Below are 16,067 nucleotides of genomic sequence, written 5' to 3'. Positions count from 1 at the left end.
CGATTATCGATGATCCATCGCATGATGTGTCGTTTCGAACTGCTAGAGTGCGTCGTGCGCATCCGACCGGGATGCGTGGCGCTCCAAGCATGACCAAGGAATGGAAATGAAACCTCGCGTTATCGTCACCCGCCGCTGGCCCGCGGCAGTCGAGCAGATCCTGGCGGAACGCTTCGACACGACCTTCAATCAGGGCGATGCGCCGCTTGGCCCGACCGAGCTCAAGGCGGCGTTCCTGAACTTTGACGCGATCTTGCCGACCGTCAGCGACAAGCTGCCGGCGTCGGTCTTCCCCGATGCCGACATCCGCACCAGGATCCTCGCCAATTTCGGCGTCGGCTTCAGCCATATCGACACGGATGCCGCTCGCGCCCGTGGCATCGTGGTGACCAACACGCCTGGCGTGCTCACCGACTGCACCGCCGACATCGGCATGAGCCTGCTGCTTTCGGTCGCCCGCCGTGCAGGTGAGGGCGAGCGCCAGGTTCGCGCCGGCCAGTGGGCGGGCTGGTGCCCGACCCACATGATCGGCACCAAGGTCACCGGCAAGACGATCGGCATCATCGGTATGGGCCGTATCGGCAAGGCCATGGCCAAGCGCGCGCATTTCGGCTTCGACATGGATGTCGTATTCTACAATCGCTCCAAGGTCGACGATGAGGAAACCCGCGCCATGCGCGCGCGCCAGCTGGCAAGCATCGAAGAGGTGTTGGCAGCGTCCGACTTCGTGTCGTTGCATTGCCCCGGCGGTGCCGAGAACCGGCACCTGATCAATGCCGAGCGTCTCGCTGCGATGAAGCGCAGCGCGTTCCTGATCAACACGGCGCGCGGCGACGTGGTCGACCAGAAGGCACTCGTTGCGGCACTCGACAGCGGCACCATCGCCGGCGCCGGCCTCGACGTCTATGACGGCGAGCCTGACGTGCCCGGCGCCCTGATGCGCATGGAAAATGTGGTGTTGTTGCCGCATCTGGGCAGCGCCACCGAGGAAACCCGCGTGGCCATGGGTATGAAGGCGGTGGACAACCTGACCGCCTTCTTCGAGGGCCGCGCCTTACCCGACAAGGTGGTGTGATGTACCTCGACTGCTCGGTCTCGGCACTGGTCAAGCTTCGCGCGCAGGCAACCGCCCTGTTTCGCGAAGGTATCGCGGCGTCCGATCCCGAGCAGGCGGTCACTTCCACGCTTGAAACGAGAACCGATGACATCGCCGCGGCAAGGCGTGTCATCCTGATCGCCTTCGGCAAGGCGGCGTGCCCGATGGCGCGCGCGGCCTTGCCGTTCATCGGCGACAAGCTTGTTGCCGCTGTTGCTGTGACCAATTTCGAGAACCTGACGGAGATCGAAGGCGTCGAAGTGATATCAGGCGGTCATCCCTTGCCCGACGAAGGCAGCATCAGGGGTGCCGAGGTCATCGAGCGCGCTGCCCTGTCGGCCGAACCGGGCGACCTGGTGCTGGTGCTGGTCAGCGGCGGCGGCTCAGCACTCACCTGCGCTCCAGCTGTCGGTATCGCGCTCGCCGACAAGATCGCGCTCAACGACACGCTGATCCGCTGCGGCGCCGACATCAGCGAAATCAACGCCGTCAGGCAACTGTTTTCGCGGCTCAAGGGCGGACGCCTCGCCCAACTCGCGTCGCGGGCCAAAGTGTTGTCGCTCATCCTGTCCGACGTGCCCGGTGATGATGTCGGCACTGTCGCCAGCGGTCCGACCGCGCGGCCTTCGGCGACACAGGCCGAGGCCATCGCCATTCTCGACCGTTATGGTCTGGTCAGGACGCTGTCGCCGGCGCTCAAGGCGCATCTCGACCTGCTCGTAGAACGCGACCAGGTCGCGACCAGCTTCGACCATGTCGAGAACATCGTCATCGGCAGCAATGGCATTAGCCTGCAAAGGGTGATGCACAGCGCCGAGGCCAATTATCCGGTCGTCGTCAAGGCGGATGACTGGCTGAGCGGCGACGTATCAGATGTCGCCAAGACCTTGCACCGCATGGCGGTGTTCGCCGCCAGCCAGCGCGGTCCCGTCGCGATCGTCGCCGGAGGCGAGCCGACGGTTCGCGTCGCCGGCAACGGCAAGGGCGGACGCAACCAGGAACTGGCGCTGCGTTTCGCATTGCTCAATGAGTGGACCTCGATCAAGCGCCCCTGGGTTTTCCTGAGCGGTGGCACCGATGGCCGCGATGGCCCCACGGATGCCGCTGGCGCCATCGTCGACGCCGGCTCGACCACCTGGATGCGCAAGCTCGGCTGCAACCCGGTGGCGCATCTGCAGAACAACGATTCCTATCATGCGCTGGCATCGTCGGGCGACCTTCTGATGACCGGCGCCACCGGCACCAATGTCGCCGACCTGCAAATACTGCTGATGCAGTAGCCGCGACTGCGCTCTTCGGAACCTGTCCAGTCTGCGCTCGGCCAGTCGCTGGCCTGTTGACCGCATTGCTGCGTTTGTCAGAATCTGTTGAACGCGCCGCCGAAAATGTTTACTCTCGGTGAAATAGATTCAGCGAGCAGAGACAGGCGGCGGCATATGAGCAAGGACAAGGCAGCGGAAAAGAACGGGCATTCGAAGAAGAATGGCAAGGCCATGTCGGCTGCGGTTTCAGCTGGTGCCGCAAAGTCCGCGCTGTCTCACGTCTCGCCGCCGCTGCACCAGGATCCGCACGCCGTCCGCGACACGCGCGAAAAAGTGCTTGAAGTGGCGATCGGCCACGAGGTGCGGGCCTTCCGCAAGAAGCTCGGCATCACCGTCGCCGACCTTGCCTCGGCCACCGACATTTCCCTCGGCATGCTGTCGAAGATCGAAAACGGCATCACCTCGCCGTCACTGACAACGCTGCAGGCATTGTCGCGAGCGCTAGGCGTGCCGGTAACGGCCTTCTTCCGCCGCTTCGAGGAGGAGCGCAACGCCGTGTTCGTCAAATCGGGCGAGGGCGTCGACGTCGAACGCCGCGGTACGCGCGCCGGTCACCAGTACACGCTGCTCGGCCATATCGGTTCCGACACATCGGGCGTGACGGTCGAGCCCTATCTCATCACCTTGTCGGAAGATTCAGACGTCTTCCCGACCTTCCAGCATGACGGCATGGAGTTCCTCTACATGCTGGAAGGCGAGGTCGTTTACCGCCACAGCAACAATCTCTACCGCATGACGCCGGGCGACAGCCTGTTCTTCGATGCTGACGCGCCGCACGGCCCGGAAGAACTGACGCATCTGCCGATCAAATATCTGTCGATTATTTCTTATCCACGCGGTCGCGGCGGCGACTAAGGGCGGCGAGATTAAGAGAACTCGCCGTCACCACACGAGTCGACTGGAATTGTGCGGCTGTGGGCCGTGCCGAAGGTTAATCGGCCCCCACTGGGGACTGATCGATCATCTTCGATGCCTTCGTCTTTGCGGCCAGGGATGAGGGCCAGGGGTTCCCTGATGAGATATTGGCGTGATGGTCTTTTTGATCGTCTTCGGCGGCGTCAGCGGTTCAGGAGTTGAGTTGTACCTGAATAAATTAGGTTCACGCCAGCAAGATCAATCGGTGTTAGATGCTATCTGAAAACTCAAAATTGGCATTGATAATCCATGCGTATTATCCTGAGGAATTCAGTGAGATACTGAATATTGTAAATGAATCTGTCGACCTATTGAAGCTGTTTATTACGACGCCCCTTGAGAAAGAGGCGACGGTTTTAAATGCTCTTACCGCGTTCCAGGGTGATTACGTGGTTAGGGTCACTGAAAACCGCGGGCGGGATGTGCTGCCATTTCTGGATATTTATCCATCCGTTAAGAGTGAGGGGTTTGACCTCGTTATAAAGGTTCACACGAAGCGGTCGCCTCATCTTAGGGATGGAGAATCGTGGCGACGGGAGATGATTGGTGCATTGCTTGCCCGGGAAGCGCTTTTGCGCATGCAAGCGGCGTTCATGAATGATCGCTCATTAGCGGTGGTTGGCCCCGAAAAACAATTCGTCTACATCCGAGACTATATAGGCGGAAATAGTGAAGACGTAGGCAAGCTGGCAAAAAGCCTTGGCATTTCAGACGACCAAGTTACTGATGCTGGCTTCTTCGCCGGTACGATGTTCGCCGCTCGTGCCATTGCATTGGATCCCATCTTCAATCTCGGTTTCACAGGCAACGACTTTCCCGACGAGGCGGGACAAGTGGATGGCACCCTTGCTCATGCCTTGGAACGAGCGATGACCTTTGGAGCACTCTTGCTCGGCATGCGCGTAGCAACAGTAGAGGATTTAGATGGAGATGCAGTACCGAATAAGAGTCTGCAGTTCTCACTCAGCGGCACAGGGGGGGCTTTGCGTGTTACGGGCAGGACCTTGGAGCGGTCTGTGCGGCTCTGGCTAAGAGGTCGAATGCCGAAATAAGGGCATTCGCCCTAGAAGCGTGTCGCGTTTAATTTGCCTCATATCCTGCGGGCCTTGAAGAAGTTTCGGCACTGTGTGGGATGTAAGCGCCCAGCCGTAGCCGTTCAGTTGGCGTAATGATGCCAGGGCAGGAGCTGGTCGAGATCGCGGTTCGGCCAGCGGTCGGCGATGCGCTCAGTGCACTGCGGTTGGTGCGGCGCGCTGCAGTTCCTTGATGATCTGGCGCAGCCGCTCGTTCTCGACGCGCTCCGCCGCGCGCATCGCCTGAAGCGCGATCGGATCGTTGGTTTGAGGCTCGGCCGGGTTGCTCACAAGGCCGATTCAATCATGCATTCCAATGCTTTGCCTGCGTCTCTGGCCGCCCAGGGAATCAACTTGCCGCGACCGGCGCGCGCGTCTCGCGGGCGTCATGCACGCGCCGCCAATCCAACCCTTCCAGGAGCGCCTGCAACTGCGCCGCCGACAACCTCACCACGCCATCGGTGATGGCAGGCCAACAGAATTTCCCGTCCTCCAGACGCTTCGCAGCAAGCACACGCCGGTCCCGTCAAAGTACACCAGCTTGACCCCGGCGCGCTTGGCTCTGAAGACGTAGACCGCGCCAGAGAACGGATCGGCGCCCATCGTCTCGCGCACCAGCGCCGCCAGGCTCTCGGCCCCCTTGCGGAAGTCCACCGGCTTCGTCGCGACCATCACCTTGACCGCACCCGTCGGCCCGATCACGACCGCGCCTTCAGCGCACGGATCACCGCCGCCGTCTTGGCGTGGGCGCCACGACCGACCCGCATGGCGACGCCGTCAATCACCAGCTCGATCACGCCGGCTTCTCGCGCGGCCTTCCGCTTCCGTGTCTATCTCGCGCGCTTCCCCGCCGGTTCGGGCTCCGGTGCCGCGACTACTGCTGGAACAAACAATGGCTCTGGTGCCGGCGCATTCGCCAACGGCACCCGCGCGGACCGGCGCCAGGCGAACAGCTGCTGCGAGGACAACGCATATCGCCGACCACCGCGCTCGCGGTCTCGCCGGCATCGAAGCTTTCCGCCACGATCCGCGCCTTCTCCTCCGCCAACCATTCGCGCCGCCGTCCAGAACGCGTGAATATCTCAAGCCGTCGAACCGGCTCCTCGTTCCTGGACTTAAGCGCAAGCTCTGAAATCGTCATGTGTCGAAGCCCTCAAAGGCTCCGAGCATCGTGGCTCACGACCACGCGCGAAAGGTGGTGCCGGAACAGCGCTCACGGTGCATATGTCGAGACGCCACCAGAAGGCGCTGGCCTAACGCGCATCGCGACGGAAGAAGAGCTTTCTGATGTTCTAGCCGTCTACGGCCTTCCTGGGCCGGTGGAATTGGTCCCAGAACGGGTGTCGCCGGCTCAAGCTGAAATCGCGCTATACCAGTATGACGACGGCGTGTTGCTAGGTCAGGTAAACGCGCTGATCGACGCGTACCCTTATGAGCCCGTGCGCATCTGGTGGCGGAAGGCGAACTACATCTTACGCGATCACCCTTACTTGTGGGCGCTGTCGATCGAGCTCGGGCTGTCGGCGCCAGCGGTCGACGCGCTCCTGATCGCGGCCGGCAAGATTTAGCGGGGACCTAGCGATGCCTTCTCAGTCGACGGCGTGGTTCAAAAGAACTGGCTTCCCAGTCTTGATTAGCGAATAGACGTCATATGAACCCTCCTCTTCCATCCAATAAGGAAGAGGCCACCCTCGGTCGTGCTGGCAAACTGAAACGAGGAATACCGTTGAGCCAGAAGCGCAATTTCGGCGTTTGGATCGGAATACTTGCAGCAAGCACCGATAGATCAAAATCTGCGGCCTGTCGTATGTTACCTTCCGCTATGTCGGTTACCGAATAGCCGTCCATATCATTCCCCAGAGCCACGGGACCTCACCTTGTCACGCTGTGAATCAACTGCTGCCAAGACGAAAGATAGCGGTCAATGTTAAATTCGTCTCTGGCGGTTCTAACAGACTGACGGCGTAGCTCATCTGCCGACGTCGATCGTCCGATGAAGCGCATGAATTCAGCCAGTTCTTCAGGATCGCGAGAGTGAAAGCCGTTGATGCCGTTCTTGATGAACATGTCCACGTCATGGCTCGTGTAGCTAACGGAAACTAAGCCTGCCATCATCGCTTCAGCTCGCGTCCTGGGCATTGGCGAACGCCGCGTGGGGTTGAAGTAAGTCGTGTAGTTGGCCAGAGCGCGAACGTAGTTATGGTACTTTTGCGTCGCCCAACTGTTGCCGGCTGATACCTTGTTCCCTGGGTTCGGGACCGAAATTTCCGCAAAAGCGGCTTCTTCGGCCAGTGCCTCGCGGACTTTCTGATAGATGAAGTAGCCGTTATAGTGCGGGCGGGCCTTCATGGCGCGCTCAGCCATGGTCAATATGCCTTGGTTGTTCTCACCGGGCGGGAAGTCGCTCGGCGAAAGCCCGTGCCAGATGACGGTGGAATTCTTGAACCGCCATTCACGTTTAGCTTGGTGGCTATTGCAGACGACCACGGCGTCGCTCAATGCGTCTACCAATTGCTGCCGAGAATCTTCAAAAACGCTTTCGAGATCATTTCCAGCGTAGGTTCCATCGTACTGGCCGACGAACTGCGGAGTGCCGTGGCAGACCGCTATCGCCGGTATGTCTCGCTGATCCAAAAGCCAACGGAAATTGTTGCCCCAGTCCGTCGGAACGAACCCGTTACAGCGCTCGGGTTTGAGCACGTTTTCGTCAAAATGCAGAATTGCGAGATCGTAATCCTTGGGATTGATGGACGATGAGTGGACGAATCTGGAGTTGTCGGGCATCGGTCGGTGCCGCCAGTCCCAATCGTTGCACATCATGGTTCCCGCGTGGGTTGCCAAATCAAACCCATGCCCCAGTTTGTACAATTCGAACTGATGTGGGCAATGCCACCGATATGTAAGTACCCGTAACGGTAGCGTCTTCTTAATTGCTGGGGAAGCAACGGCGTCGGCAGTGTGGTTGGCAAGCCACTCACTGTCATCAACGGCTATCGGCGGCACTGCCGGACCCACCCACGCTGAAATAGCGTGGTAGGTTTGCTTAGACCAATGCCGTTCAATTTGCACCAACTCTGGATGCTTTGTATGTAGTCGGCGGAAATTGCGCATTGAACGAACCGCCTTATCGGCGGCGTGCTCGCTAACAGGATGTGAGACGTGGACTGCAAAGGTTTCGGCCAAGAATCGAATCTTGGCTCCAGCTTCGAATGCCCGGCAACCGAACTCGACGTCTTCCCATCCGAATCCGCTGGCAGGATCGCTTGAGTACCCAAATAGCTCGTCAAAAGGCTTATCAGGAAACGAATTCAGAAATTCTCGTCTGATGGAAAGGTTGCGAGTTACACAATTGACGAAGCTGGAAGGTGAAAAAGGATCCTGAATGCGCGATTTCTTCGCGCCCTCCTTGGGGTCCGCTTCCACGATTTCCAGAAGGGTAGCAGGAGGATCGTTTTCGGTCTCTATGCCGCGATGCCCTATCGCGATGTCAAAGCCATTGGTCAACGCCTCGACGTGGGCGTCAATCAATTGATGGTCGAACACGCAGTCCGCATCTGTAAAGAAAACGATGTCGCCACTGCTCGCTTCCCAACCCACGTTTCTCGACGCGCAATTGCCACGGTTGGATTCGTTCTCAATGATTCTGATGTTCAGATGCGCGGCTTGAGACGTGGAGAATTGGTTCCAATGCGTCCAGTCGCGCACGACATCGACATCGTTGCCAGGCGATCGATCATTGACGAGAATCACCTCAATCTCGCCACGATACCTTTGCTGGCGAAGACCCTCGAGAAAATACCTAACTTCACGCTCTTTTTGGTAGAGCACGGCGATCACACTCACCTTCGGTAGTGAGGGATGGGACTGGACAGCCATCGGCCGCGGGTTGCGAAGGACACGATCTAGCAGGCGAGCTGAATGGCTCGCCTGGAACCGTGGTATCATTTCCCGCTGCGCGCGCGACACGATGTCATGCCGGAGATGCTTGGAACCTATCAATGCATCTAGGCGATCGAACCAGTCATCCTCGGTCGCGGCCAAGAAACCTGTTTTTGCGTTTTGGATGCACGAGCTGTAGGAGAGACTCGGCGACGCGACAACAGGAACGCCGACAAGTGCGGCTTCGAATATCTTTAGTTCACTCTTACAAGACGTGAAATCATTGATTTCGAGGGGCGCTATCGCGATGTCGCAACTGGAAAGGAACTCCAACATCGCGTCATATGTTTTCAGTGGGTGCCGATGGACCCTCTCTGAAGGAAGCGACGTTGCTTCCAGATGTCCAACGATGTGGATCTGTAAGGTCGGGTGTTTTTCGAGTAGCCGCCTTATGGCTGAGGAACATTGAGCGAAATCATCTTCGTGCGTGGCGGTGCCCGAGAGGTAGCAAATACTCAGGTTGTCGTCTTTGAAGTCATCGATAGATCGGATGACCGGAGTCAACGAATGCGGTAAACTATTGGGGACGACAAACGCGCGCTTGCCCAAGGTCTCCAGTTCTTGCCGCAAGGGCCAAGTTGACGCGGTCACAACGTCCGCTAACTCAATGCAGCGACGATACCCTTCGAATCCGGATCGCATGCTGGCGCGCTCCTTCTCAGAGCGGTGCCTGTATGGCCAGAGTTGATCCATGCGCGCCGTGTCAAAAACCATATCGTCAATATCAGCGATGACGCAGCTGTCCTTTTTTCGGTTAGTTTGGATCATCTGGGCCAAAGTAGAGGCCAAGGAAACCCGGCAAAGGACAATATAGTCGGCGGCGGCGATGTCGTCCGGGGCTAAACTTTCTTGCCGGACAATTCGCGAGTTCCATCCCAACGACCTTAGCGCTGGCATAATGTTATGTGCGCGGTAACGTTGGGTCTGCAAATCGGTCGAATTCAAAACCCACAGAATGGATCTGTCCGATGGATAATCGAGATCATGGGATTGATCTTCATAACTCGTAGGAGAATGCGTGACCTGGGGCTGCTGCAGGAAGTGAACGAGCGGGTTGACGCCGTTCGGCAGGTCAGGATGGCGTTCGAGATATGCGGTGGTGATAAACTTGGGCCCGGGGCTGCGGCCTTCGCGCCAACCAGTTTTCACGAAATGGCGAAGTGGATCGGCGCCGGACAGCCTTACATCCGCGTACTGATCGAGGTACCATTGGGGATCGAAATACCCACTATTTCGCACAAGTAGGCGCTGTTTCTGGTACTGATACTTTCGAAACAGGCCTCTAATCAATGCTTTTCCCAATTTGCCCATGCTCCTAGATGCTGCAAGTCAAGGTCGAGCACTCGTTTGGTGCGTCAGTCGGCGGCCTATAGCCCAGACCGTCAGCGATCTCCAACAAAAATGATCCCGCTAAACGTTCCGCAATTCGTCCTGAATCATTACCAGCGTTTGCGAGCGACTAATCCGAGTTTCATTAGGCCGAGTCGACAGGGCGACGAAAAACTCAAAGCCTCCGGGAGTGATTAACTCCGAAATCCCGAGGGACAGGTGCCCTAACTCCCGTAGATCTTCTACGATGAGACGGAAGCTGGAAGGCACGTAACACCATACATGCGCGTCCATGTAGCGATTGGGGTCGCCGGCGCACATGTCATACATCACGATCGCTTTGTGAATGTCGTGTGTTATTCGTAGTTCATGGCGGTCGCTCTCCGACCATCCCGGGGCCCCACCTCGTTTTGCATTGTATGCGACGTGGTCAAAGATTGTGCCGGGTTGAGGGCGCGTCCTCCGTTCCAGATGTGCCTGGAGCACAGCGCCAACTGTTGAAATAGGCCTGAACACATCGAAACAAAATCGCTTGTCGGGAACAGCGATAACAATAAGTCCGTCGGGCGCGAGTAATGCCTCGCAGTCCTTTAAAAACATCAACATGTCGGGTGTGTGTTCAATAACGTGACTTGCGATGATGTAATCGTAGCTATTACGAGTTCCGATCAGTTCTGTAAGTGGGCGTCCATCTGACACATAGTCGACATCTTCGATGGTGGCGGTGTTGACGCTTGGATCGTTTTCGTACTTCTTGATCAAGGCTTGCTTGTCGGCGTGATCTACAATCTCGACATTGAACCCTTCGGATTTTGGCATGATAGGGTTATGGCTAGGTCCGATTTCCAAGCCGCGCCCGGCAGCGTTGACCAACCCTCTGAGGATTTGCTTGCGGTTATTGGTCATATTAGCCCCTGTGGCTAAGAAATTTTTCTCAACCCGAAATGTATATTAATGCCTTCGAAGTCGAACCATATAAACTCAAATGGGAGCTTCGTTTGCATGGCAGTTAGAAACGACTTCGTGCTTTCCGGCGTCCATGCATAGACGTGGATACTTTCCTGCTCGTTGAAACGGCGCAAGATCGACTCGTATGGCAGGCGTTTCTCGCTACCGACGAGTTCCTTGTTGTCGAAAAAGTCGCGGTATTGCTCCAGCGGCGCTTCGGGGGCGCGGCTTTCGTATGCTGATATGAGTGTATCGACACTAGCTGCCTCCCGCGGCCTATCGTAGGTTTTCTCCTTGTTTGGGATGATGGCGTAAATAACGCCTCCCGGTTTCAAAATTCGGATCCAGTCTTCTAGGGCAAGGCCGGGGTTCGCGAAGTGCTCGAAGCAGTGGCTGCTTACAACGAAATCGAGCGCGCCATCAGCTATGAACGTGTAGGGCACTGTCTTCGCAACCAGCGTTACTGGCTTGATGAGCGGCTCTCGTGCGTCGCCATTGTAGGTTCTGTGCAATTCGGCGGTACTGAGTCTGTCGAGATATAGTACCGTAGCGTCCAATTCGAACGGGTCGTGCAAGGCGCCGATCTCAATTCCTAGACCTTTGCAAAGGTCGTAAGCCTTCCGGCCTCCTGCAGTATTCTTCGAAGGCATTTGTGCTCCGACGTGTCGACATAATCGGGTGGAAGCTACCGCAACGCCGCAGCATGGACAATGCCGACTGGTCAGTTAGGGGGTGTTTGCGGCAGAGTTGGTAGTCGGACAATTTTCAAGAATTGCTCTGATGTCGTTTTGATGCCACGCTCGATGGCGTGGCGGAAACGATGTTCTACCGCCCACGAAACTACTGCCGCTAGAGACGTCACAGCGAGGGTAGCAAGAGCTATTCGAAGATAGGGAGAGGTTATGCCCCAGGAGTTCATCTCGCGGATCATTGCCACACCGACATTCTGGTGAAGTAAGTAGAGGGGGTAGCTAATTATGCCGACATAAACGATTGGTCTCCATATTCGGACGCGATGACACTGCACTCCAACGACTCCAATAACGGAGACAGCAGCAGCCCACGCGAAAAACGAACTCCAGCCCCAGACGAAATACATCGTGACGATGCAGGCGCTCACAATGGCGATCTGTTTTGCATAGCCAGCGCTTCGAGCTGCCATGCCTACTAAAAAGAATAGGCTGAAGGGGAAGAAAAGATATGAGCCTGAAATGCCCCTAAAGGGGGTAACGGGTGTTTCCAATGTCGATCCGTAGCCGGTGAAATGTATTATTGCCCCTAATGCCGTAAAGGCTATGAACATCCAAAGACCCAAGTTCGGCCTTATGAAATATAGCATGGCGAAGACTATGTAGAATTTCACCTCCACCAATATCGACCAGTAAGCGCCGTCGACTAGGCCGATCTTCGGGTCGACAAGAGGTAACCATAACATATTCTGAAATGCTGCCAGGTTCGAGACTTCGCGACCGGGGAGTCCCAGAACACCCACAACACTGGCCGTTATTATAACGGAAGCCACGAATGCTGGTTGAAGGCGAGTGAATCGGCGAACCAAAAACTGGCGTCTGGAATTCGACCTTTCGGCCGTCATCATAATACAATACCCGCTTACCACAAAAAATAAAAATACTCCGTACACTCCATGCCAGGGCCAGGGGATGCTTTGGTCGTAACCCATGTATTCTGAAGGAAATCTAGAAGTGTAGTGGAATATTAGTACAAAAAGGACCGCTATACATCGCAAGAAATCGATTGAGTCACTTCTTTTTTGGTTATTTTCAGACATGGTCGCCAATTTTCAAGCACACCGGGTTTCGCAAATAGCCTATTCCGAACTGGTTTGTTCGATCATAAGGCCACCTCTGGCCTACCGCCCCCCCCCCCCCCCGCGACACCGACAACCTCACTAGTCGCCGAAAACTAAGAGAAAAACAATGCGCCGCATCTTTCAGCGTGCGCTCCGCCGGGTCGCAGCGAGATACATCCGCAGACCTTCCTGGGCGATTATCGCGGCATAGTGATGAGTGATGGCAATTCCGCTGGCGCGCGCTGGGAGGGGCAACCCATATTGGATGCATGGTCCATTCCAGACGGCGCTTCGAGGCTACCCAGCGATGGGGCGCTCTCGACTAAGGGAGTGTCGGGACTTAACGCGCGACTTCAGCGGAACTTGGATGAGGCAATCGTTGGATCGGTGAAGGGTTGTCGACCAACGGCGACAGGACTTGGCCAGTTTGACTTCACCTGCGCAGCGGGATGTGTTGTCCGGACGTGGGTTGACGCCCGGCCGTGGAGGGTTGCGCTGGGTGGTCCAGCGTGGCCGCAATGCGAATTTTCATTCGCCCCTTTGTTTTTCTACAGGAATAAAAAATTCATGTCAGTTGAATTCGTTTCCGGAACCTGCTAGCTTTTGTCACAGGCAGCCAATCAGGTGAGGAAACCGGGATGTGCGGAATTGTAGGACTGTTTTTGAAGGACAAGTCGCTGGAGCCCCAATTGGGCGCATTGCTGTCCGAAATGCTCGTAACCATGACCGATCGTGGCCCCGATAGCGCGGGCATCGCCATCTACGGCGGCGGCACAAAAGGTCATGCCAAGGTCACCATCCAGTCGGCCAATCCGGACGTGGACTTCAAGGGTCTGGACGCCGAGCTCGGCAAGAAGATCGGCGCCAAGGTTTCGTCGACGATCAAGTCGACCCATGCCGTGCTCGACGTGCCGACCGAAAAGGTCGCCGAAGCCCGTGCAGCACTTGCCGAACTGCGCCCCAGCGTCCGTGTCATGGGCGCCGGCGAAGCGATCGAAATCTACAAGGAAGTCGGCCTGCCGGTCGAAGTCGTGAAGCGCTTCGACGTCACCAAGATGAGCGGCAGCCACGGCATCGGCCATACCCGCATGGCCACCGAATCCGCCGTCACCACGCTCGGCGCGCACCCCTTCTCGACCGGCCCCGACCAGTGCCTGGTGCACAACGGCTCGCTGTCGAACCACAACAACCTGCGCCGCGAACTGATCCGCGACGGCATGCGCTTCGAGACGGAAAACGACACCGAAGTTGCCGCAGCCTATCTGTCCTCGAAGATCGCGCACGGCCAGAACCTCGGTGAGGCGCTGGAAAGCAGCCTGAATGACCTCGACGGCTTCTTCACCTTCGTCGTCGGCACCAAGAACGGCTTCGGCGTCGTCCGCGACCCGATCTCCTGCAAGCCCGCCGTCATGGCCGAAACCGACCAGTACGTCGCCTTCGGCTCCGAGTATCGCGCCCTCGCCAATCTGCCAGGCATCGAAGACGCCAAGGTCTGGGAGCCCGAGCCGTCCACCGTCTATTTCTGGGAGCACTGAGATTATGCATTCAACAAATCTTGCGACCGCGCCTCTGCACCAGGCCAACTACGCGCCGAAGACCTTCGATCTGTCCAAGATCACTTTGCGCGAGTTCAACCAGGCTCTTCACAATGTGAAGGATGCCGCCGGTGAATCGAACTGGGAGGTTCTCAACCCCAAGGGCAGCCACGCCGTTGCCGTCGGCGCCGAACACGCGATCTCGATCGATGTGCAGGGTTCCGTTGGCTATTATTGCGGCGGCATGAACCAGAACAGCACGATCACCGTGCATGGTTCGGCCGGCCCCGGCGTCGGTGAAAACATGATGTCGGGCACGATCATCGTGAAGGGCGACGCCAGCCAGTACGCCGGCGCCACCGGCCGCGGCGGCCTGCTCGTCATCGAAGGCAACGCGTCGTCGCGCTGCGGCATCTCGATGAAGGGCATCAACATCGTCGTCCGTGGCAACATCGGCCACATGTCGGCCTTCATGGCGCAATCGGGCAACCTCGTCGTTCTCGGCGATGCCGGCGATGCACTGGGCGACTCGATCTACGAAGCCCGCCTGTTCGTGCGCGGCTCGGTGAAGAGCCTCGGCGCCGACTGCATCAAGAAGGAAATGCGCCCCGAGCACATTGCCATCCTGAAGGACCTGCTTGATCGCGCCGGCATCACCGACGTCAAGCCGGAAGAGTTCTCGCGCTACGGTTCTGCGCGCACGCTCTACAACTTCAACATCGACAACGCCGACGCTTACTGAGGAACACTATGAGCTATCACAATCCTCCGACGACGCCACGCAAGTCGGCCACGTTCGATGAATACGCGATGTCCGAAATCCGTCGCGCCGCAGCGACGGGCATCTATGACATCCGCGGCTCCGGCGCCAAGCGCAAGGTCCCGCATTTCGACGACCTTCTGTTCCTCGGCGCCTCGATCTCGCGCTATCCGCTCGAAGGCTACCGTGAAAAGTGCGACACCACGGTCGTTCTGGGCACGCGTTTCGCCAAGAAGCCGATCGAGCTGAAGATCCCGATCACGGTTGCCGGCATGAGCTTCGGCTCGCTGTCGGGGCCGGCCAAGGAAGCCCTTGGTCGCGGCGCAACGCTCTCCGGCACCTCGACCACCACCGGCGACGGCGGCATGACCGAGGAAGAGCGCGGCCACTCCAAGCAGCTCGTCTACCAATACCTGCCGTCGCGTTACGGCATGAACCCGCGTGACCTGCGTCGCGCCGACGCAATCGAAATCGTTGTCGGCCAGGGCGCAAAGCCAGGCGGCGGCGGCATGCTCCTGGGTCAGAAGATTTCCGACCGCGTCGCCGAGATGCGCACGCTGCCCAAGGGCATCGACCAGCGCTCGGCCTGCCGCCACCCCGACTGGACCGGTCCGGACGATCTCGAGATCAAGATCCTCGAAATCCGTGAGATCACCGACTGGGAAAAGCCGATCTACGTCAAGGTCGGTGGCGCGCGCCCCTATTATGACACGGCCCTTGCCGTGAAGGCCGGTGCCGACGTCGTCGTGCTCGACGGCATGCAGGGCGGCACGGCAGCAACCCAGGAAGTGTTCATCGAGCATGTCGGCCAGCCGACGCTTGCCTGCATCCGACCGGCAGTGAAGGCGCTGCAGGATCTCGGCATGCACCGCAAGGTTCAGCTCATCGTCTCCGGTGGCATACGCAATGGTGCGGATGTGGCCAAAGCGCTGGCGCTCGGTGCCGATGCAGTATCGGTCGGTACCGCGGCACTTATCGCACTCGGCGACAACGACCCGCGTTGGGAGGATGAATACCAGAAGCTTGGCACCACCGCCGGTGCCTACGACGATTGGCACGAGGGCAAGGACCCGGCCGGCATCACCACGCAGGACGTCGAGCTGATGAAGCGCGTCGATCCGATCGCGGCTGGTCGCCGTCTGGCGAATTATCTGAAGGTCATGACGCTTGAGGCACAGACGATCGCCCGTGCCTGCGGCAAAAATCACCTGCACAATCTCGAGCCTGAAGATCTCTGCGCTCTTTCGATCGAAGCTGCCGCCATGGCTGGCGTGCCGCTTGCGGGGACAAGCTGGGTACCTGGTAAGGGTCCCTTTTAAAACCACAAGGATTGGGAGGAG

At 58.0% G+C, this 16,067-nt stretch carries 13 protein-coding genes and 2 pseudogenes; 9 read left to right on the top strand and 6 right to left on the bottom strand.

The genetic code is table 11. From position 1 onward, the window contains the following. Positions 1-100 precede the first annotated feature (100 nt). The 4 genes from H5P29_RS30435 (at position 101) to H5P29_RS30420 (ending at position 4,385) form a co-directional block, all read left to right on the top strand. Positions 101-1,075 (top strand): D-glycerate dehydrogenase, encoded by a 975-nt coding sequence (locus tag H5P29_RS30435; RefSeq protein WP_185910436.1) that lies wholly within the window; start codon positions 101-103, stop codon positions 1,073-1,075. Then, the gene (locus H5P29_RS30430) at positions 1,075-2,376 is read left to right on the top strand and encodes a glycerate kinase (RefSeq protein ID WP_154384336.1); all 1,302 of its coding nucleotides are present in this window, start codon (positions 1,075-1,077) and stop codon (positions 2,374-2,376) included. The genes H5P29_RS30435 and H5P29_RS30430 overlap by 1 nt, the downstream gene beginning before the upstream one ends. A 156-nt stretch (positions 2,377-2,532) precedes the next feature. Further along, positions 2,533-3,273, top strand: a complete 741-nt coding sequence (locus tag H5P29_RS30425) for an XRE family transcriptional regulator (protein ID WP_154384337.1) — start codon at positions 2,533-2,535, stop codon at positions 3,271-3,273. Positions 3,274-3,566: 293 nt separating this feature from the next. Then, complete coding sequence (locus H5P29_RS30420) at positions 3,567-4,385, top strand: rhamnan synthesis F family protein (RefSeq protein ID WP_185910435.1); 819 nt, start codon at positions 3,567-3,569, stop codon at positions 4,383-4,385. A gap of 174 nt (positions 4,386-4,559) precedes the next feature. Here H5P29_RS30420 and H5P29_RS30415 read toward each other — a convergent pair whose 3' ends face one another. Next, the gene (locus H5P29_RS30415) at positions 4,560-4,697 is read right to left on the bottom strand and encodes a hypothetical protein (RefSeq protein ID WP_154384339.1); all 138 of its coding nucleotides are present in this window, start codon (positions 4,695-4,697) and stop codon (positions 4,560-4,562) included. Positions 4,698-4,755: 58 nt separating this feature from the next. Continuing rightward, positions 4,756-5,078: pseudogene (gene tnpB / locus H5P29_RS30410) on the bottom strand (IS66 family insertion sequence element accessory protein TnpB). 71 nt (positions 5,079-5,149) lie between these two features. Between tnpB and H5P29_RS30405 the strand changes: the two are divergent. Continuing rightward, the gene (locus H5P29_RS30405) at positions 5,150-5,974 is read left to right on the top strand and encodes a hypothetical protein (RefSeq protein ID WP_154384340.1); all 825 of its coding nucleotides are present in this window, start codon (positions 5,150-5,152) and stop codon (positions 5,972-5,974) included. Between the two features lie 304 nt (positions 5,975-6,278). Here the strand turns inward: H5P29_RS30405 and H5P29_RS30400 are convergent, their stop codons facing one another. From H5P29_RS30400 to H5P29_RS30385, 4 genes are all read right to left on the bottom strand, one after another. Beyond that, the gene (locus H5P29_RS30400) at positions 6,279-9,656 is read right to left on the bottom strand and encodes a glycosyltransferase (RefSeq protein WP_154384341.1); all 3,378 of its coding nucleotides are present in this window, start codon (positions 9,654-9,656) and stop codon (positions 6,279-6,281) included. Between the two features lie 99 nt (positions 9,657-9,755). Further along, complete coding sequence (locus H5P29_RS30395) at positions 9,756-10,580, bottom strand: methyltransferase domain-containing protein (RefSeq protein ID WP_154384342.1); 825 nt, start codon at positions 10,578-10,580, stop codon at positions 9,756-9,758. Positions 10,581-10,594: 14 nt separating this feature from the next. Continuing rightward, positions 10,595-11,272: a methyltransferase domain-containing protein gene (locus tag H5P29_RS30390; protein WP_154384343.1), complete on the bottom strand. Its 678-nt coding sequence runs from the start codon at positions 11,270-11,272 to the stop codon at positions 10,595-10,597. Between the two features lie 71 nt (positions 11,273-11,343). After that, the gene (locus H5P29_RS30385) at positions 11,344-12,411 is read right to left on the bottom strand and encodes an acyltransferase (RefSeq protein ID WP_154384344.1); all 1,068 of its coding nucleotides are present in this window, start codon (positions 12,409-12,411) and stop codon (positions 11,344-11,346) included. Positions 12,412-12,588: 177 nt separating this feature from the next. On the opposite strand from H5P29_RS30385, the pseudogene H5P29_RS30380 reads away from it, so the two are divergent. The 4 genes and pseudogenes from H5P29_RS30380 to H5P29_RS30365 all read left to right on the top strand — a co-directional run. Beyond that, positions 12,589-12,725, top strand: a pseudogene (locus H5P29_RS30380) (transposase); the annotation flags it as partial. Between the two features lie 345 nt (positions 12,726-13,070). Continuing rightward, positions 13,071-13,967 (top strand): glutamine amidotransferase family protein, encoded by an 897-nt coding sequence (locus tag H5P29_RS30375; protein WP_154384345.1) that lies wholly within the window; start codon positions 13,071-13,073, stop codon positions 13,965-13,967. 4 nt (positions 13,968-13,971) lie between these two features. Further along, complete coding sequence (locus H5P29_RS30370; protein WP_067967917.1) at positions 13,972-14,709, top strand: GXGXG domain-containing protein; 738 nt, start codon at positions 13,972-13,974, stop codon at positions 14,707-14,709. Positions 14,710-14,717: 8 nt separating this feature from the next. Continuing rightward, a complete protein-coding gene (locus tag H5P29_RS30365) occupies positions 14,718-16,046 on the top strand; it encodes an FMN-binding glutamate synthase family protein (RefSeq protein ID WP_067967920.1) in 1,329 nt (442 codons plus the stop codon). The last annotated feature ends 21 nt before the right edge of the window (positions 16,047-16,067 follow it).

Source organism: Aminobacter sp. MDW-2, from assembly GCF_014250155.1.
GTDB lineage: Bacteria > Pseudomonadota > Alphaproteobacteria > Rhizobiales > Rhizobiaceae > Aminobacter > Aminobacter ciceronei.
This window is presented reverse-complemented; position numbering and strand designations above follow the sequence as displayed.

Coding starts and splice junctions, on each gene's coding strand:
- H5P29_RS30435 (WP_185910436.1), top strand. CDS start 101: ATGGAAATGAAACCTCGCGTTATCGTCACCCGCCGCTGGCCCGCGGCA.
- H5P29_RS30430 (WP_154384336.1), top strand. CDS start 1,075: ATGTACCTCGACTGCTCGGTCTCGGCACTGGTCAAGCTTCGCGCGCAG.
- H5P29_RS30425 (WP_154384337.1), top strand. CDS start 2,533: ATGAGCAAGGACAAGGCAGCGGAAAAGAACGGGCATTCGAAGAAGAAT.
- H5P29_RS30400 (WP_154384341.1), bottom strand. CDS start 9,656: ATGGGCAAATTGGGAAAAGCATTGATTAGAGGCCTGTTTCGAAAGTAT.
- H5P29_RS30395 (WP_154384342.1), bottom strand. CDS start 10,580: ATGACCAATAACCGCAAGCAAATCCTCAGAGGGTTGGTCAACGCTGCC.
- H5P29_RS30390 (WP_154384343.1), bottom strand. CDS start 11,272: ATGCCTTCGAAGAATACTGCAGGAGGCCGGAAGGCTTACGACCTTTGC.
- H5P29_RS30385 (WP_154384344.1), bottom strand. CDS start 12,411: ATGTCTGAAAATAACCAAAAAAGAAGTGACTCAATCGATTTCTTGCGA.
- H5P29_RS30375 (WP_154384345.1), top strand. CDS start 13,071: ATGTGCGGAATTGTAGGACTGTTTTTGAAGGACAAGTCGCTGGAGCCC.
- H5P29_RS30370 (WP_067967917.1), top strand. CDS start 13,972: ATGCATTCAACAAATCTTGCGACCGCGCCTCTGCACCAGGCCAACTAC.
- H5P29_RS30365 (WP_067967920.1), top strand. CDS start 14,718: ATGAGCTATCACAATCCTCCGACGACGCCACGCAAGTCGGCCACGTTC.